General features: G+C 39.5%; 26 protein-coding genes. All 26 read right to left on the reverse strand.

Annotation, left to right across the window (positions count from 1 at the left end):
- Position 1: 1 nt before the first annotated feature.
- The gene (locus HY841_00895; protein MBI4929291.1) at positions 2-184 is read right to left on the reverse strand and encodes a hypothetical protein; all 183 of its coding nucleotides are present in this window, start codon (positions 182-184) and stop codon (positions 2-4) included.
- Positions 181-492 carry a hypothetical protein gene (locus HY841_00900; GenBank protein ID MBI4929292.1) on the reverse strand — a complete coding sequence of 104 codons (312 nt, stop codon included), beginning with the start codon at positions 490-492 and terminating at the stop codon, positions 181-183. The genes HY841_00895 and HY841_00900 overlap by 4 nt, the downstream gene beginning before the upstream one ends.
- Complete coding sequence (locus HY841_00905; protein MBI4929293.1) at positions 479-1318, reverse strand: hypothetical protein; 840 nt, start codon at positions 1316-1318, stop codon at positions 479-481. The genes HY841_00900 and HY841_00905 overlap by 14 nt, the downstream gene beginning before the upstream one ends.
- The gene (locus HY841_00910) at positions 1302-1643 is read right to left on the reverse strand and encodes a hypothetical protein (protein ID MBI4929294.1); all 342 of its coding nucleotides are present in this window, start codon (positions 1641-1643) and stop codon (positions 1302-1304) included. Before HY841_00910 ends, HY841_00905 begins: the two co-directional genes overlap by 17 nt.
- Complete coding sequence (locus HY841_00915) at positions 1640-2110, reverse strand: hypothetical protein (protein MBI4929295.1); 471 nt, start codon at positions 2108-2110, stop codon at positions 1640-1642. The genes HY841_00910 and HY841_00915 overlap by 4 nt, the downstream gene beginning before the upstream one ends.
- Before the next feature lie 65 nt (positions 2111-2175).
- On the reverse strand, positions 2176-2556 hold the full coding sequence (locus HY841_00920) for a hypothetical protein (GenBank protein MBI4929296.1): 381 nt from the start codon (positions 2554-2556) through the stop codon (positions 2176-2178).
- A 101-nt stretch (positions 2557-2657) separates the two neighbouring features.
- Positions 2658-3392 (reverse strand): hypothetical protein, encoded by a 735-nt coding sequence (locus HY841_00925; GenBank protein MBI4929297.1) that lies wholly within the window; start codon positions 3390-3392, stop codon positions 2658-2660.
- A gap of 44 nt (positions 3393-3436) precedes the next feature.
- Entirely contained in the window at positions 3437-4087 is a 651-nt protein-coding gene (locus tag HY841_00930; GenBank protein ID MBI4929298.1) for a hypothetical protein, read from the reverse strand.
- 41 nt (positions 4088-4128) lie between these two features.
- Positions 4129-4941: a hypothetical protein gene (locus HY841_00935; protein ID MBI4929299.1), complete on the reverse strand. Its 813-nt coding sequence runs from the start codon at positions 4939-4941 to the stop codon at positions 4129-4131.
- A 102-nt stretch (positions 4942-5043) separates the two neighbouring features.
- Positions 5044-5712, reverse strand: coding sequence for a hypothetical protein (locus HY841_00940; protein ID MBI4929300.1), 669 nt, complete (start codon positions 5710-5712; stop codon positions 5044-5046).
- A 1-nt stretch (position 5713) separates the two neighbouring features.
- Positions 5714-6193 carry a hypothetical protein gene (locus HY841_00945; protein MBI4929301.1) on the reverse strand — a complete coding sequence of 160 codons (480 nt, stop codon included), beginning with the start codon at positions 6191-6193 and terminating at the stop codon, positions 5714-5716.
- Positions 6190-6390 carry a hypothetical protein gene (locus HY841_00950; protein MBI4929302.1) on the reverse strand — a complete coding sequence of 67 codons (201 nt, stop codon included), beginning with the start codon at positions 6388-6390 and terminating at the stop codon, positions 6190-6192. Before HY841_00950 ends, HY841_00945 begins: the two co-directional genes overlap by 4 nt.
- A gap of 118 nt (positions 6391-6508) precedes the next feature.
- Positions 6509-6727 carry a helix-turn-helix domain-containing protein gene (locus HY841_00955; protein MBI4929303.1) on the reverse strand — a complete coding sequence of 73 codons (219 nt, stop codon included), beginning with the start codon at positions 6725-6727 and terminating at the stop codon, positions 6509-6511.
- 12 nt (positions 6728-6739) lie between these two features.
- The gene (locus tag HY841_00960; GenBank protein ID MBI4929304.1) at positions 6740-7183 is read right to left on the reverse strand and encodes a hypothetical protein; all 444 of its coding nucleotides are present in this window, start codon (positions 7181-7183) and stop codon (positions 6740-6742) included.
- Between the two features lie 215 nt (positions 7184-7398).
- Positions 7399-7632, reverse strand: a complete 234-nt coding sequence (locus tag HY841_00965; protein ID MBI4929305.1) for a hypothetical protein — start codon at positions 7630-7632, stop codon at positions 7399-7401.
- Between the two features lie 81 nt (positions 7633-7713).
- The gene (locus HY841_00970; protein MBI4929306.1) at positions 7714-8220 is read right to left on the reverse strand and encodes a hypothetical protein; all 507 of its coding nucleotides are present in this window, start codon (positions 8218-8220) and stop codon (positions 7714-7716) included.
- Between the two features lie 12 nt (positions 8221-8232).
- Positions 8233-9096 (reverse strand): RteC domain-containing protein, encoded by an 864-nt coding sequence (locus HY841_00975; protein ID MBI4929307.1) that lies wholly within the window; start codon positions 9094-9096, stop codon positions 8233-8235.
- Between the two features lie 70 nt (positions 9097-9166).
- Complete coding sequence (locus HY841_00980; protein MBI4929308.1) at positions 9167-10141, reverse strand: HmuY family protein; 975 nt, start codon at positions 10139-10141, stop codon at positions 9167-9169.
- A gap of 1 nt (position 10142) precedes the next feature.
- Positions 10143-12467 (reverse strand): TonB-dependent receptor, encoded by a 2325-nt coding sequence (locus HY841_00985; protein ID MBI4929309.1) that lies wholly within the window; start codon positions 12465-12467, stop codon positions 10143-10145.
- Positions 12457-12795, reverse strand: coding sequence for a hypothetical protein (locus tag HY841_00990; GenBank protein MBI4929310.1), 339 nt, complete (start codon positions 12793-12795; stop codon positions 12457-12459). Before HY841_00990 ends, HY841_00985 begins: the two co-directional genes overlap by 11 nt.
- Positions 12796-12921: 126 nt before the next feature.
- Positions 12922-13686, reverse strand: a complete 765-nt coding sequence (locus tag HY841_00995) for a hemerythrin domain-containing protein (GenBank protein ID MBI4929311.1) — start codon at positions 13684-13686, stop codon at positions 12922-12924.
- A 13-nt stretch (positions 13687-13699) separates the two neighbouring features.
- Complete coding sequence (locus tag HY841_01000; GenBank protein MBI4929312.1) at positions 13700-14632, reverse strand: hypothetical protein; 933 nt, start codon at positions 14630-14632, stop codon at positions 13700-13702.
- A gap of 144 nt (positions 14633-14776) precedes the next feature.
- Positions 14777-15259: a hypothetical protein gene (locus HY841_01005; GenBank protein ID MBI4929313.1), complete on the reverse strand. Its 483-nt coding sequence runs from the start codon at positions 15257-15259 to the stop codon at positions 14777-14779.
- A 5-nt stretch (positions 15260-15264) separates the two neighbouring features.
- Positions 15265-16233 carry a hypothetical protein gene (locus HY841_01010; GenBank protein MBI4929314.1) on the reverse strand — a complete coding sequence of 323 codons (969 nt, stop codon included), beginning with the start codon at positions 16231-16233 and terminating at the stop codon, positions 15265-15267.
- A 7-nt stretch (positions 16234-16240) separates the two neighbouring features.
- Positions 16241-17485 (reverse strand): T9SS type A sorting domain-containing protein, encoded by a 1245-nt coding sequence (locus HY841_01015; protein ID MBI4929315.1) that lies wholly within the window; start codon positions 17483-17485, stop codon positions 16241-16243.
- 50 nt (positions 17486-17535) lie between these two features.
- The gene (locus HY841_01020; protein MBI4929316.1) at positions 17536-17922 is read right to left on the reverse strand and encodes a hypothetical protein; all 387 of its coding nucleotides are present in this window, start codon (positions 17920-17922) and stop codon (positions 17536-17538) included.
- Between the last annotated feature and the right edge of the window lie 200 nt (positions 17923-18122).

Below are 18122 nucleotides of genomic sequence, written 5' to 3' on the forward strand. Positions count from 1 at the left end.
TTTACAATCCGAGATAGGATTTCGCTAATGATGTTTTTACCGGATCGTTCTTTACGACATGAGCCAGTTTCTTCAGTTCATGTGAAGTGAGAAATGTTGCAAGAATCTTGAGGGCTTCCATCTTTGCTTCTGCCTCCGCCATTGTTTCAGCGGGGACGGAGAAATCGCTTGTGAATTTTTTCATGCTTGAGTTGGTTTTTGAGTTTTTATTCCGAGTACCTGTGCGATGCGGTCAATGGCGGTTTCATCACTGACGCATCGGTCAATGATTTGAATCACCTTTTCGAACTGCATCAGTCCCTTGAGGAAGTTTCCCTTTTCGGTTGGCTTTTTGATTTCGGATTCAGGTGCGGGAGCTTTTTTGAAGACCTCTTCGCTCTGGGTGATTAATTGAAGCAGGTCAATATTGTCCTTGCAGATGTGCTGCATGAGCATATCGGCAATTTTCTTGCTTGGCGCTTCGACTGTGATTTTGTAATTAAACTTTTCCATTTTCGTTTTTGTTTTTTTGTTGGTTAGTATTGAGGTTTAAAAATGATTCGACTGAATTAATGTTTGCTTTGTCTTTGGCAAAAGCATCAATGACGGATAGAATCTTTTCAAATTCTTCTTTGCTGAAATTTTTCTTCAGGGATTCTCCGAATTCAATGAAGTGTTTCTCCTGCTGGGACAATGAATTTTCGCTTTCAGAAGATTTCATTTTAAAACTTGCTTCTTCTTCGGGTTTCTTTTCGGTTTGGGAATTGCCTGAAAGAGTTTTATCCGGATTGGTTTTAATTCCGAATATGGCAGGACCGAACTCTGCCACCGCAGTAACGATTTCCTTTACAGTTTGGGCTTTCTCTAATTTCTCTTTCAGGGTTTCAATGTACCCCGTGAGCTTGTCGGAGTATTCCTTCGCTTCAGTAAGTTTTTCTTTTGCCTCCTTCAGTTCTTTTTTAACCTGCTCGCAGGCAATGCGATCTTCCACCGCTTTCAATCCCTTGTTGACTTCATCTTCAATTTTCTTGTCCACTTCTACACCGCTCAGTGTATTGGTTTGCGGAGCGGGTTCTTTCAGGACGAAAAGATGCTGCTTGTAGCGGTTTGAATCCTTTGTGTTGTAAACAAGCACCCGCAGCTTGGTAGTTTCATCGTCCACGTACTGCTCGTGGTTCTCAAAATCATCGGGGTTATCCGTTTTCGGAACGACTTTAAAATCGTTCACATACACTTCAAAGAATTTTGTTTCTCCTTTCTCCTTCATATCCTGAAGCCACATTTTAAACTGCGCTAAGTTGAAGGGAGAATATTTTTTTGTATTAATGTTGTTTTGCATGGCTTATGGTTTTATGCTTCGGGATCACCTGAATGAATCGTAAGTGATTGATGCACGAAGCGTTGTTTTTAATTGTTATCTGTCCCTGATGCTCGTAGAGCATTTCGTTTGCGCTTATCAAGCTCAAATCAAAAATCCCGAACTCTGAATTCACGCTCACATTGCTTGCCTCGTCCACGAGGATGAAGAACTGGTTGAAGGCGGGAACCTCCAAAGATTCACCTGCCTGTAGAACATAGTGCCGGAAGCGCAGGTAATATGCGTTTCCATAGCCCAGTTCTTCCATTCTTCTTGGGATGTATTCGAGTGCAAGATTGATGGTCATCTTTTTGGGTTTTCAAGTTTGTACCACACGTAGAGAAATACATCGTAAGCGGTATCATGATTCTGCATTGCTCCGAGTTTGTCCCTGTAAAGCCCTGCAAGCACGGTGGTGTTTCCGTCCACCAATACTTCTTCCAATTCCCGCTTGTATCCGTGCGTCCATACATTTTCTATGATTGCGGATGGGGTCGGAATTCTGTCAAGGTTCTCAGGTGCTGAAGGGTCTGTGATATCGGTAGCGTAAAAAACATTCGCTTCCTCACAGCTTTGCAGTTTCAGTTCACCGACAAATGACCGCATGACAGGAATTGCAAAGCCCGAACCGATTGGGTTTGGAGACAGATCACTTACCAATTCGGGTTCGATGTCCACAACAGCAAAAGAATTGATTGGAAGGGCAACAAGCCCTTTCATCCTCACCGCAGTTTCAATCCCTGTAATGACCTTTGCATTTTCAGGAATTCTCACCTGAAAGTGTTTAACCTCTCCCTTTCGGGAAATGGGTATGATTTTAACTATGCAGCGTTGCTTCTTCATTTGGAATCGTCTTTATCGCATTTCAAAAAGAGAGAAACCGTGTAGGGGGCGAATGGAACACTCGAATTGCTGTCGGCAAAATCCATCTTCACTATTTTGTTCCCGGGGTCGACATTTCCCAAGTCATAGTATCGCAGATTGACAGGAACATTCAATCCCGACATCAAAAGTTCGCTCAGGTAGTTTTCTGGAAACAATTCGTCCTTGTTGATTTCAATCCGCTGTGAACCACGGAAATAAAGAATGTCGCGCCTGTCGGAAGTGATATACAATCCTTTCACCGCAACAATGTTCTTGTCGAGTTCAAAAGATTGGGAAACGGTTTTAGCCGCTTCCGTCACCTTCAGGTCAAACCGTTTGTAGATTGTTTTTATCATCGTTTCAGTTATTAATTGGCTTTTGTTTTTTTTGATTGGCAATTTGCAGTCGGCAGTTTGCAATTTCTTGCTTACTGCCAACTGCGTACTGCCGACTTCCCTTACGGAGTGGTAATCGTTCCGTGTAACCCTGCGAACAGTTGAAGAGTAGGTGGAAGATTGAGCATCGTCCCCAGTTCAATGGTCATCTCAATCAAGATGTCATCGTGAATGAGGCGCGGATTGGCGAGTTTGTAATATCCCGCAGGAACCAAGTGGTTGTTGAAGGTCTTGAACACGTTGTTGCTGGTTTCGGGAACAATCTGTTTTTTGTTCGCCTTCAGGCTGATTTCTCCGCTGGCAACAGAGGGGTATTGCTCTATTCCAAAGAAATTGGTTGCCATTATTCTGTCTTTGGTAAGTTCTCCATCCCCCGGCAAACCGGTCAGCAGGATGATTCCGCTCACTAGGAGCGCCTGATTCTTCGGAAGTTTTGCGTTGGAGATATTCCTTAGACCGATTTCTTTGTCATCCTGCGTTTCAAAGATTTTGATCGTTTTGGAAGAAACCTGCTTGATGGAATAAATCACCGTGTCCGCAAGGCGCAGTTCGCCCTTTCGCAGTCCTTCCTGAATGTGCTGGGGGAGTTCGGAAAAATGTTTTTCCATTTCTGCTCTCGACCCTCTGCTTGCAGCAGGAGGAGCGGTGAGTTTATTAATCACCCGCGCCCTCTTCAGGGGGTTCATTTTTTTGAGCGCACCGAGAACTTCTCCCATCAGTTCTTCGTTGTCTCCGTCCAGTCCAATCAACGCTCCCGCATTGTTGTACTCTTCTGTTGCTTCTAATTGTCCTAACATGGTTTTTGGGTTTTAGTTGTTATTATTAATTGTTTGAATTGATTTTAAAAGTTCTTTTCTGCCGGGTCAATCTCACTCATCTCCTGTTCAATCTCACCCACTTCTTCATCTCCTGACATTTGTTTCTGGAACTGCGCTCCGTTTTCCGCAACCTGCTTTTCAATACGGTCAAGCGCGGTCAGGTCAAGTTCTTTTTCGGTGGCTCCTTCCAGTTCCTTTTTTTCGGGATAGGTGAAGTATTGAACTTCTCCCACGCCTTTGGTGGATTCATCCGCTTTCTTTTCCTCTTTGGGTTTCATGATTTTGTCGAGGTAAATTTTTTGAGTGAATGTGTCTTTGAAATTCATCACACGTTCTTTCACTCCGTCCAGCACGCCTTCAATTCCGTCTTTGGGTGTTCCTTTCATCTGCTCACCCGATTGCTGAAAGCCATTCGCTGCCATCATCCCCACTCCGAATACCGAAGCGAGACGGCTTTTGTAATAGTGACCCAGTCCTGTAACCGCGGCTCCGATAAGCAGCGATGCGCGACCGATGGCGGAACCTGCCACACCTCCCGCCACCACGCCTATCACGACATCTTTCACGGTTTCAATCGCAGAATTTTTCATATCCCCCTTTGTCTCCAGGTCTGCGGTGATTTCACCGAGAAGGGATTTTTTTTCTGCTTCCTGTTCGTAAGAATTTTTGCTCATTGTGTATGGTTTTTAAATTGTTTGTTTTGATTTATTGTTTTTCATATCAGTGCTTTTTCAGTCAATGGTTTGTGGGATTTATTTTTCTTTTTCTCTTTTGTCCCTGACAAATTTTTCTGCACGGGCGGAGTTTCTTCTTTCTTTCCACCAAACATTTTAAATCCGAGCAGCAGCGCACTGAGTCCTCCCGCTCCCCAGAGGGTTGGCTTCAGCCATTTTTTATTCTTGTCCCAAAAACCTTCTTTTTTTGAGTCATCGCTGCCGCCGTCTCCTGCTGAATTATCAGTTTTGGATGTTTCGCTTGAAGTGGAATCTATTTTTTCAGAGGGAATATCCATTTTGGACATTTCTTCTTTGTTTTTCTCAATTTCCGCAGGAAGATTTTTTACATCTCCTTCCTTCCCGGTGGTTTCAAAGTCCTCTGACGATTTTTCTTTTTTTGGGAAAATATTTCCGATGTTTTTTAGCAATGCTCCGATAGCTGCTAACGCTCCGGATGCAGCAGTAATGGAAGCTGCTGTAACGGGTTCTCCGAGTTCTCCAAGCGATTCTTCATTTTCAGAGCCGAAAATTTCTTCTCCAAGAAGCTGGGACAGGGGAGTGTATTCGTTCATTTCACCGAGATCGGTTTCAGCATAACCGTGTCCAAGTCCGCTCACTTCTTTGTTCTTATTCCCCTTGCCTGTGAGAATCGCTTTCCTGAGGTTTTCAGGTTTTCCTCCTGCACCGAAGAAAATCTTCTCCAGTTTGTCTTTTACCTGTCTTAGTTTTTGGAGTTTACCCATATCCACTCCGCGCTTGGTGGCTTCGGCATCACTGAGGTATGCCCACTTGAGTCGCTGGGCAACCTTCATAATGTTGAGTTTCATGGAAGCGAGAACTCCGTTGCGGAGCAGTACTGTCGCAGGATTTATGCGGTTGGTAATGTGAACAGCTTTTTTAATGAACTGTTTAAGTCAGCCTTTCTTTTTTCCTGCATTTGCTTTGGGTGTTCCGGATTTCTTTTTGAAGAGCTTTCCTATCTCTTCTTCACCGAACAAATCCTGCACATCGGCAGTAGTTGGTTTTTCATCGAGTCCGCTTAAGTATTGTAAATCCATTGTTGTGTCTTTTATTTCTGTGTATGGTTCTTCGTAGTTGAAATGATCCACCACGCAGTCAATCGTGATGTATTTTCCGCTCGCTCTCGGAACTATCGGGTAGATGTGCTGGAAGTAATCCTGCTTGTATCTTGCGATGCGAAGGCGGTGCGGTATTTTCAGATTCGTCAGAATACTGCTGATTAGTACCGTGTAGCAGTCGCAGTCCACGCCCCGGAAGCGGTCATGCCATGTTCGGGCAGGAGAGCGAATCTGCTCAAGACCTTCATCGTCTTTGTGGTAATTGACGTGGTCATAAACAAAATGCCAAATATTTTTGCAGGTTTCTCCGATTGTCGATCCACGAAGCATCTCTGCAATTTTTTCTGTCTGAGGGAGAGTGTCACTTACCACTTTCGGAATGAACTTCACCGTGTCGGAAACACCCGCTCCCTTTTTCACCATCTCATCCGTAAGGTTGGCGACAGGAAAGAGGGGATCGTACTGCTCACCGCTTTTGATATTTCGTTTTACTCTTGCTTCCATTTTATTTTTTGAGTGTTAGCTCTTCCGTTTTTTCGTAAGGCAGTTTTTTCCATCCCAAATCAATCGTGCTGATTGTTTTTGAATTCAGCTTCACCGATTCTCCGGTAGAAAGGGATTTAATCAACCCCGCGCTCAGCGAGAAGATTCCCTTTAATGGAATTGAAATCATTATTTTTTCTGCAACCGCTTCTCCGTAGGAAGGAATCTCTATGTCCTTGTCCAGCACCTGCGAGCTTCCAATCGTTGCGTCTTTGTAAATCAGTTTCACGAACGGAAATTTTATTTTCAGCTTGGTCTTGGTGGGGTTCTTTAACTGCACATCCACGCGGAGAACCAGCCCTTTTAAATCCAGTTTGTGAACATTCACCGTTGCGATGGATTCAAGTTCCGCACTCGTCCGCTTCAGGCGAAACAGGTAGGTGGCTCCGGCAATCAGCCCGCCTCCGATCACTCCTCCGAAAAGTATTTTCCTGAGATTCATTTCTGTTTGCGGTTTTTAATTTTTTCGCTGATGAAGTCGCTGGCGAGTTTCAGTGTCATCCAAATAAAACCACCGATAGCAGCTTTGAGGGCGTACTCGGCTAACCCTGAAGAGTCAAGGTTGGCAAAGAGTACTGCCCCCGTCAAAAAGATGTTTGTGCTGCTATCGCTGGTCGTAGTATGTTTTGGTGCTTCCATTTTCAGATTTTTTTTATTTACGACACAAAGAAAACCCCGTATTTTGGGTGTATGTCTCCAATCGGAACGCATCGTTACGCATCGTGAAAACAATTCCTGTATCGTAAAATGTTGGCATCTATATTTCGTTGTAAATCGAGGGCAAACTCAGGTTGTCAAAGAACATTTTCACCTGCGGAATGGTATAATACCTCCCGCGTTTTATTCCCAGTTCCTTTTCGAATGGTTCCATCCATCGGTGCATTGTTTTGGTGGATACTCCGTAGATTCTTGCGAGTTCTTTCAGCGTGTAGGGCTTGAGCGGAACTCCCTGATTTTTGTTTTCTGTTTTTTCCATAGTGATTTGATGTTATATTGTGAAATGAAAATGATTTAAGATTGGATTGAGAGAAAAGGATTCTCCGCAGCTCTCGCAGACAGAAATCTCTTTTCTTCGCTCAAGATTTTTGAGATACCACGCTTTTGTCCCTGCAAATCCTTTCGGGTTTAATTTGTTTAACCAAATGCATGGATGCGGAATATATCGGTGTGAAAATCTGCTTACATATTCTTTTGCCAGCAGAACCCTTTCACAGTAGCCTGTGAAATGTTTATGCGCTGTGGCGGTGAATTCTTCCGCAGGAATTTCTTCGTAATATTCCTTGATGTAGATTTTGCAGAGTTCGATCTCCGCTTTGCTGAAAGGATGATTGCCCCACAGAATTGTGTGAGCGAAATCCCAAGTTGCATCGGTGATCAATCTGATTGATGCCGGATGCACACGCATTTTTGATTTATGTTTTTTTGTATTCATTGTATTTTAAATTTTCGATTTTAGGATGAGAAAGTTGATTTCACGGCTCAAAGATGTTGCGGTGGAAAATGGCATCGCCCCGATTTGTTTCGATTCGGGTACGTTGGGTTCACTTTGATTCGATTCGAACCAATTTGATTCAATTTGAAGGGAGGTAAAAACAAAAAGTCCCGACATTTATAGTCAGGACTTTTACTGAAAGAAGTTTTGCTATATCAATCGATGTACACTTTTGCAGCAGAAGGAAGATCCAGTTTTGAAAAGATGAGTTTCACTTGTGAAATGGAATAGTAGTGACCTTCACGCGTTCCCAATTCATCCTTAAATCTATTAAGCCATCCGCGAAATGTTTTTCTGTTCACTTCGTAGATATTGGCAAGTTCTCTTAACTTGTAGCGTTTAATTTTAATGATTTTATATTCTGCTCTTTTCTCGGGATGTGCGGGCATAGGTTTTGTGTTTGATTGACACAAAACTCGGTAGTATAAATCAGATTATTCCCAAAGACGCACCCAAGTTGGGTGAAATAATTACTCTTCGAATATCAAAAACACAGAAACTTTAGGGTTTTGGACTGATTCTAAAATAATCTGTGTGTCTTTTGCACAAAGGACTTCAATTGATTCAAGGACATTACCCGGTTTAAGATTCACACCCATGCCTCTTAATTCATCAGCTTCTTTACTTGGTACAACATATCCTCTGTTTGCCCTGTGATGCGCTGTGCCGTCAATGAGATTGACAGCATAAAGCTCTTTGGATGTAGAATTTGGAGGATAAACATGGTAGTGTGCTTTTATCGGGATGTGGGTTTGTTCGGGGTGTTTTACATAGCGATTATTTGTGCTTGTGAACTTCTTTAAACTTATATGTTCTAATAAAGTATCACCTTCTTCAAACGAAATTTCCACCGCATAAAGATTTTGTGGTGCTTTTGATGAATCATATTCTAATAAGTATTTAAAACGTTTTTTGTGTTCGTCTTTTGCTACTTCTAATCCGATTAGAAATTCAGGAAATGATTTGATTTTTGCCATGATGCTAATGTATTATTTTTCTTCCAGTTCATCCATGCGTTTATGAAGCGCATCCCTGATAGTATCAATAAATTTTGTTTTTGCAGTTTTCCGCATACGTAATTCAAGATAGGTGCGGTAATAATCGCCTAAGTCAACAGTAAATATCGCTTCAAAATAGGAAGCAATATCTTTGATTTCCGGCTTACCATTGTCAAATACAGCTTGGGTGTGCAGAGCATAAATAAGCTCTATTAATGCGGTTTTGGAATGAGTCCAGTTTAGTTTTATTCTGGGAAAATCTTGGGATTTTTGTTTTGGCTCTTTTCTTTCAATGGACGCTAATTTATCTTTCAGGTATACTTCTAATAGATCATTCGCCAATATTTTTGAAACTTTATAATCATGGCTTGTATTGAATTTGGCATCTGTTTCAAAAAAAAATGTGTCAAGCGTCAGCCGTATATCATGGTTCCCTCTCAGGAAATATTTATGGTCAAGATAATTACTCCCTGTGCGATAATATTTATAAAACTCAAGATTATTATCGAAATAACGTTTTAATTTATCCAACTCATTTAAAAAATACCTGCCCTGGACTTTATCACTCCCTTGTGGCTTACGTGATTCGATGTTGTAAATGCTTATATTGAAAATCAATTTGGATATTAAAAGAGGCTTTATTTCCTTGAAAAAATATATTTCTTCAGCTTGATTTCTGAATTCTGATTTTAAAACAAGTTTTTTTATTTTTTCAAATGCTTTTAGACAAATGGTAATTGACCCCTCAGAGCGTTTTAATATATTTTCTTCCTCAATGTTAATGAAACTGAGTTGCTGTTCGGTTTCATCAAGTAATAAACAATATCTTTCAAAATTAAATTTTGTTTTAAGCATAAAACGGTTTTCGGCTTAAAACAAAATGTTTTGCCAACACATATCCTAATATTACATTACAACATTGGTACTACAATTTTTGATATTCCCACTTCGGATTCCCTTTATTGCCGGATATATTGTAAAAGTCAATAAAGTGAAGTTTGTAATAAATTCCCTTGCTATCTTTTATGATATAACACATCTGCGGGAATACGATGTAGCTTGAATTTGAAAAATTATATTCCTTCCAACCATATCCGATAGAATTAATGTTTGAACTGAGGACTTGTAATTCTGCAAGTTCATAAGTGATATTATGGAATGCGGTCATGGAATCCATTTTTGCAGAAGTGTTGTATCTATTGAGCAATGCCCCAACCACAAGATAGGGAGAAGGAATCGCTTCAAGATATTGCGTGAAAACAATATCCCAATCCGCCTTTGGCGGTTCAATGATTACAGTTGCATTGGTGCTGAACGAAAGAAAAGTAAAATTGTATGTGCTGTTCTTATAGATTTCTAATGTGGTGTCTCCAATCCCGCTTAGTTGAGCAAAATGCACGGAGTATTTTTGTCCATCTACGCTTTGAAAAATAATTTTCCTGAATCCCTGATGAACGCCCGTTTCGTTATATCCCCTGTCAATAATATAAACATTGGAAGCAGTTTGCCAATCTCCTATTGCCGTTGAATCCATATTACCTGCTGGCGATTCCATTTTTTTTCCGGCACTCAATCCGCTTGTGTCGGTTACAGAATTAAAATCCGTGCTGTTTGTGTTATAAACATACATGGCTTTTGCTGAATTTAGAATTACCCTGTACCCGCTTTCAGAAGTTTCAAAACCCAAATCCCACGTTGTTTTCAGGTTTTGGCTGACGGCTGTATTGGTTTCTAGATCATAAAATATCTGATAGCGATAATCAATGTTCATATTCACCGTTGAAGTGATGACATTTCCGGGGTCGTGCTTCGGAACGGGAAGTTCTTCTTTTTTACAAGAATAAAAAAGGATTGTGCCGAAGAGAAAAAGAGTTGAGCAGATTTTTATTTTTATAGACATATTATTTCATTCGTTTGCTGAGATTTATTTTCAGATTAATAAAAAAGGTTCTTCCCCAGTTTACAGGCATTGAAATGGAGTGTGCGCTGTGCGGACCTGTGTGGCTTGTGTGTTCCATATTGAATATTCCGATATAACGAACATTCAATAAATTTTTTGCTCCAACGGCAAGCACGGCTCTTTTCTTGAAAAGGGGTTGATTGATGGTTAAATCAAACGTATGATAATCATCCATCCAATGCTGTTGCAATTCACCATCCTCATCATAATGATAGCCCAATACTTTGCCTGAATATTTATAGAAAAGCGCAAACTGGGTTTTTGTTTTTATGATCTGATATTTTACCGCTCCGCGTAGTTCAGGGGTATAATCATGCGCCACATTGGTATGAACATGGTCTGTGTGTCCGTCATCTTCGGTCATTTCAGAATGCGTCCAGTACAGCGCACCACCGAACGAGAGCATTAACTCCTGTTCTCCAAATTCAGTATTGAATTGCCCCCCATAAGTATTGTATTCTCCGATATTGATGTAGGAATATTTGTTTCCTCCGCTCATGTAAGCAAGCGTAATAAGGTTATTAATGTCATTGTAAAAAAATGAAGGTTCAATCCGCCAAAATTTTCTGCCAGATGAACCGCTTAATGAAACGGAAGTTTGATAATTGTTGGAGGTTTCCGCTTTCAAATCGGGATTTCCGAAGATGTTATGGTTTATGTCCACAAACTCAAAATAGAGTTCTTTTAAGCCGGGGGCACGGAATCCCCTTGCATAGGAAGCACGGATTGCAATTTTTTCTTTAGGACGGAATATTAAATTCAGAGAAGGAACTATGGGAGACGAATAGGAAGTATTATACGCATAGCGAAGTCCAGGGCGAATGGTAAACATTCTAAACTTTTTATCCGTAACAATTTTTATAGGACTGTATTCCGTGCTTGCGAAAATTGCATAATCGCCAATCTGCTGCTCTTTCTCTTTGATGCGAAGCCCGTAACTGTTATCAATATTTATGTCGTAACCGATTTCGTAATTAATTTTTGCGGAATCATTGGAAGTGCTGTAAGTTCCCCTTACATTAATTAATTTAAACTTGGTTGTGTCCTGATCGCTTGAACTGGTGGTAAGGTTTTCTTCAAGAGTAGTTAAATCCTTGTAATATGTATTCTTGATTCGTTTGTAATCGTTATATGCGAGTTGAAAATTTATGTTTTTTGTTTTGGAGATTTTACCGGACAAAGAAGCGGTATTGTCAAAGCGGAATGTATTGTAATAATCATCAAAGGCAGTTTCATTGTAGGGCTCGCGGGGCATTCCTTTGTTGGTGATTTGTTCCTGAAAATAGTTTGAGACAAGATGCAATTGAAGTGTTTTAAAATTCTTATGATAATGCAATCCGCTCTGATATTGCTCACGTGGCTTCCAGTCCTGATAACGGGTTGTATCAGCCGGTTGTACTTTAGGGAACTTTATAAGATCATCCGTTCTGCTCCATCCGTCAAAATAATTTCTTCCTGCTGTTAGCTGAATGGTGTTTGTTCCAAACTTGTATCCGGCTTTTATATCGGTATTATATTGCCCGACTGTTTCATAGTAAGTATCAAGTCCGACTTCGATTCTTTCATATTGTGTTTTCTTTGTGATTATATTTATTGCACCTCCCAACGCATTAGTGCCGTAACTGACAGAAAGCGGTCCTTCCACAATTTCTATTCTTTCCACATTGCTCAAATTGAGTTGGGATAAATCAATATTTCCACCCGTTCTGCCTGTAACAGGAACTCCGTCAATGAGAATTTTTACGTTCTCCCCCGAAACTCCACCTAAAGTCATTCCTGTTCCGAGAACATTATCTTGTGTCAGACGAATGTTCAACTCCTGTTGTAATAAATCTTTTAGGTTGGTTGCTCCGCGCTGTTCTATTTCTTTGCTGTCAATGACTTTTACTTTATAAACCGATTTATCAGGACTTCCTTCCTGATACTGAGCCGTAACAACTACTTCATTTAATTCTTTGGAAATTGAGCGAAGAAAATATTTGTAATCGGCACATCCAACGGTATCGCTTATGGTTTCATAACCGATAAAGAATACAGTAATGGCAAATTTTTGTGATGTGCTATTGCAGGGAAGAACTGCTTTCCCGCCTTTGTCCGTGCTTATGCCCTGTGGTTTGGCGTTTGTATCTCCAACTACTTTATAAGCGATACTTGCTCCGATAAGGGCTTGCTTGTCGTCTTTTGCAAACACACTTATAGTTTGACTTTTTGAGGAGAGAAAAAAGCAAAGAAATAAAAAAGTCGAAATGATTATTTTAGTTTTCATTGATTGTGGTTGTAAGAATTTGTTCTATTTCAAGTGAGATACTTGCCTTTTCTAATAAATCCGTAAAATGATGGAGTTCATTCAAGCTGAATACCCAAAACATATTTCGCAGAGGAGTGGACAGTTGAATGCTCTTTTGTTCGGGAATAAGTTCGTGGGAAAACTTTGCTGACGTATGGTTTTCATAAATCATTTGCCTGAATTCAAAAAAATCATTCATGGTTTGCGTAACTGCAAATGAGCCAAAACCGATTTGAATATGCTTGCACCTGCTGCATTTTATTATATAACCATGTTGGTTATGATGAAGTGTTTTGTGATTACACATTTTGCAAAGTCGTTTTTTTAAAATGGCGGGTTGGAATTTCATAGGTTAATTTATCTAACCGATACTTGTCATGAAAAAAACCCGAAACCCCAACCCATATCTTTATTTATTATTCTTTAGTTGTTTTTAAGAGTAACATATTGTTTGTTGCAGTAATTCTTGTCTCAAATTTCTTTTTTCAATAAGTTCCTTCTCTATTATTTTTGCTCTCGGCACTAAAATTTCTTCCTCTATTATGTGGTGCATGTGCAAATCTTCTTCAAATGCCTGTAACTGGGTGAGAAAAACCCTGTAAGGAAAAGGCGTGGGATAAGTTGGCGAGTGTTGTAATATCAGATTTCTGATTTCCTTCAAATCAGATTCTACATCGGTATGCTCTTTTGTGAAGATATTGAGAGAATATCCATTTGTGATATGGAGCATTTCCCTGTAACTGCATTTTTTTTCCTGAACGGATAATAATTTATGGATATACGGAAATAGTTTCATTTCTTCATTTTCTATATGGCAAATTAAATCATCCTGATAAATAAGAAAAAAATTGCTGAGAATGATCAACAGGGGATGTGTGTCTTTGAAATGGATGAATAAATGATTCAATGATTGTTCTATTTCAGGCAGTTTTTTAGTAATGTAGTAAGAATGTGTTCTTTGAAGATACCTGAGAATGAAATGCAGGGGATAGTTTGAAAATTCTTTATAGACAGAAATTTCATCGGCAGTAAATACTTTTATAGCGGTTAAAAGAAAATCCGCATCAAACCCGCTTTCTTTTCCCACATCATCTATTTTTTTATCCAGCATAGTGGAAAGATGAAGCCGTTCAAGAACAGATAACGCTTTTGGTTCTTCGCTTACAATATTTTTAAGAATGGAATTTTTAGTGAACATTTTAATATTTATTTTAAAATTCTTTCATCCACATTAATCGTAATATATCATCGCTGGCGTCAGTTAATCCAAGAGCAAATCCAAAGCATAGCATATTTCCTTTGGGCATGTGCAGCATTATGCTCGGCTGGAAATAATGTTCCTGCCTGAATGGAATAATTCCCATTTGTTTTGTATCGCCAAGTGTTCCGATAAATTCAAAAGAAAGTGTGGCAGGAGTTAAAAATTTATTTTCGCCCTTCCCAATTAATGCCATTCCGCATTTAGAACAATTCCCTGACTTAGCAGATTTTTCTTCGGGGTGCATGGGGCAGATATAGATTTCTGAAATTTCATCATCATTGGCAATCTGATATTGAAGCCCCATTGCATAGCCAAAGGCGGTAAAACCATTTCGTGTATCTATTTCATTAATCCAGTTAAGCGCAATGTTCCAGTTTTTTATATCCTGTGAAAGAATAATGCGGTTCTCAAGAATTTTTTCGCGCGCAGGTTCTGCGTCATTTTCTTCGTAGGGAGGAATTATCCACCCGCTTGTTTCCATCTTAAAACGTGTTTCGGGATCTAAATCTTCATACTCAAAATAAATAGTTGGATTGAGAGGGACTTCATTTTTGAAAAGGCGATACCTTGCTTCAAAACGGAATCCTGTAAACTTTGAAATGCCTGTTTCAAATTCTTGAAATGCTTCGGGCATAAATTCCAAAGCGAGCTGCTTGGTAGGATGGTATTCCAATTCGGGCATTTGAGATAGATAATTTCGTTGTCCGAGATTTCTTTTAAATGAGGATGGCGATGTATGGTCGAGCATAAAACACACTTCCAATTCTCCTTTGTAAATGTGATGTCCATAGGTTGTAAAGTAACCATCCTGTGCAGATGAAAATGTGGAATACCCCATCAGAGCAATCTGCACAAGAACCACAAAAAATAATTTTGTTTTCATAGTGATTAGTGTTTAGTGAATGTTTTTCGTAAAACAGTTAGCATATAAACTAAAAATTTCACGAAGTTGCTTTTATGGGGGTTATTATCTTTTTTTACTTCGTTCGTATCTTTACAGCATCCTGACATAACAAATATTTTTAAGTTATATTCCGTATTCGGCAAACATCATCAGAAAAAATATAGTTGTAATTACAACTAATCCGATGCGTGGTATTATTTTCAACCTGCCGTACACTAATGCGTGGTTTTCATAATTGTAATTTTTCTCATTTGGCGCAAGAAGATTTGTAACTCTCGCTTCAAGAAAAAAATGAAAAAGTGTTAGCAAAAGCCCAAGTGTGCCTCCAATCAGAATAATCCTCCAATGCCCTTGCATTAAGATTTCAAAATTAAACTTCGTATAGAACCATAAAAGTGAAGTTCCTGTTATTATTGTTATAGCGGAAAGAATGGAAGCCATCCGGAATAACTTTGGAAAAATAGTTACAAGCATTTCGCTTTTACCCTCTTTGTTGTATTTCCCTAATGCAGGGGTCATGATAAAATTGATAACCATCACTTCTCCCAGCCAGCAGGATGCAAAAAAGAGATGAAGCATTTTTATAGTTGGGAAAAAATCGTTCATACGCTCTATTTTATTTGGGTCATTACTGCATTTTCAATAAACTTTGTAATATTCTCATGAGGAAGTAACGCCTTGTTCACCCACACATAATTTAATCCTTCCAAACGCAACTGAATTCCTTTTTCAATTCCTCCGGTTGCCAGTACAACAGGAACAACAATAACGGTAGTCCCTTTTCCTGCTGTTTGCACTTTAAGGCGTAATTGTTCTTTGGCTTCGTTATATACATTTTTATTTGCATCGTCCCGAACAGTTGCCGTAAAAATATTTTGAAATGAATCTTTTTTCAAAAGCATTTGCCTCCGCTCAACCTGCTTTGCCAAGCTATCGAGATTTTTCAGCCATCCCTTGTTGTCTGAATCGCTGTCGGGTCCATGAGCAACGAGGATAATTGTTTCTTTTTGGGGGTCTTTGCTGAATTCCTGTATTCTTTCATACAGAATAGCCGCAACCAGCGAATCCGCATCCAAAGGCTTTACGAGTATAATTTGGGATTTAGTAACAACAGGATCAAGCGTTGTTTGCGCTTCCGTTTCACCTGAATAACCTGAACTTGAACTTCCGTGCGAATGGTCGTTTGAAAATGAACCTGTATTGGAGGGCGCACCGTGGCTCATTATTATCGGTTCATCGGCAAGTTCTTTCCGTAAGCCAAGCAAATATTCCGCCTGACGAAAAATCGGGCTATGTGAAGAAATAAAAAGCGGAACCACAACAATTGTATTTACTCCTTGCTTTTCAAGGTTATTAATTCCTTCCTGCATGGTCATTGGGTCTGCCATTCCGAAAGCAATTTCGGTGAGATATTTTTGTTTGACTGGATTCACCGCATTTTTTACAGATGCTTCCCATGTGGGGCTTCCGCCATGAGCCATCACCAATACTCCCGTTTTAGTTTGAGAAAAAAGAAAATGTGTGCTCTGCATGAGCAAAGCACACAAGAATATTTTTATCCATTGAAAAAGATATTTCATTTTAAAATTATTTTACAATTAATTTTTGTTGTAGCTTGTTTCCGTCACATTCAACAGTTACGAAATACATTCCTGCATTAAACATGGATGTATTCAACTTATAAGTATTCAGCCCGGTATTTGCTCTTAGATTTTCGGAATAAACAGATTTTCCTGATAAATCATAAATTTTGATAATAGCAGAAGAAACAGAACTTTCAAAACTGTAGATTACAGTTGTGTTTTCTCCGCTTGCCGGATTGGGATATAGTACAAGTGTTCCCAATGAATTTCCATTTACATTCGCAATTCCAACAGAACTAACTTTTTCTTTAGAGAAAATATAATTACCCGTTGAACTTCCTCCAAATCCTGTGGGAATCACTTTCCAAACATCTCCTGTTTTTGTTTTTATAAAATAAACAAGCGAGTCATCAATTACATAGGAGGTAGTAAATGTCTTCCAGTCGTAACCGATTTCGTTAATGGCGGTGTTATAAGTTTGTCCCGACCAATTTGAATAGGTATTTGGGTTAGCAATCGGCTCAATATGTGCGGTGGTTACCCCTGCATTATGTAAAATGCCCGATACAGTATAAGGAGAAGGAATGAAGGCAGTATATTGGGTAAAAAGCAAATCCCAATTTGCTGAAAGTGGTTCGCGGTCAAGTGCAAGATTGTTTTGCAAAGAATAGTAGGCGAAATTTTTGCCCGTGTATAGCGATTTTGTAAGCTGGGCAGTGGTATCAGAAGTGCCGCTAAGATTTGCATAACGGAATGTATAAACTCCGTTTGCCAAGAGTTTAATCCAAATCTTTTTATATGTACCGCTGGCAAGTTTTATCACATATAAAGAATCGCCAGTTACATAATGCGTGATGGTACTGTAAATGCCCCATCCCAAATCATAAGGATTGGAAGAAAGGGGCTGATTAAATGCTCCTACGCTCCATGATGTATCAGAATTATAACGTGCAATCCATGTTGACAATCCGGCTGTGTCGAGCGTTGCCCATCCTGAAGTATCTGCACCCGGATAAAGCCAAAGTTTTGTTCCGGTTACAGAGTTTATGTGAATGGATGCACCCTGTCCTCCTGCGTCAAAAGCAATGTCCCAATTATTTTTTGGCGCACTTCCTTGTTCGTCATTTTGCAGGCTGTACCATTTTTGGTTTGCATAACCTGTACCGATTGAAACGGTGTCGATAATAACTTGAGCGTTGCTTGTATACACGAAAGAAACACAAGCGAGTAATAGTATTGATTTTTTCATTGTTGTTGTTTTGTTTTTGATGTTTATTTGATTTTAGGGGTGTTATTTTTTTATGGGTTCTGAGGTTTGTTATTCCCTCCTCCATCGTTCACGATAAATCCCCAGTCGCAAAGTTTTTTCAAGGTGGCTCTGAAAATTCCCTTCAGAATATCGCGCACCTGTGTACAGTAATAAAGTATGTGACCGGGCTGGGTGGTTTTCTGCTTTTTATGAATACCGAGAAGTTTTTGAACTTCTTCGGTAAGTTTTTCACTTCTTTTCCGTAGTTCAATTGCTTCATCGTATTTTTTGCGGGTTTCGATTGTAATCTTTTCCATATCGCTCATATTCATTCCTGTAAGTGCGCTCTTGCCTCCGTCTTTCTTGTGTTTCTTTATAATATTTTCCGAAAGATTCAAGAGTTGTTCGGGATTGCGGCTGATATTTACTGTTGCCATGCTATTATTTATTTGATTAGCTTAAATTATTTCTGAAAATTGAATATCATATTCAATCCAAAGAGTTTTAGATTTAATCCAAGAAACATTAGATTCAATCCCATGTTTCGGACATAAAGCAAAACAACCCCAGCGTTTTGTCTGAGGTTGTTTATTTGCTTACGCAGTTTCATTGGTTTCTAATCCGAAAAGTGATGAGA

The sequence above is a fragment of the Bacteroidota bacterium genome (genome assembly GCA_016213405.1).
Lineage (GTDB): Bacteria > Bacteroidota > Bacteroidia > Palsa-948 > Palsa-948 > Palsa-948.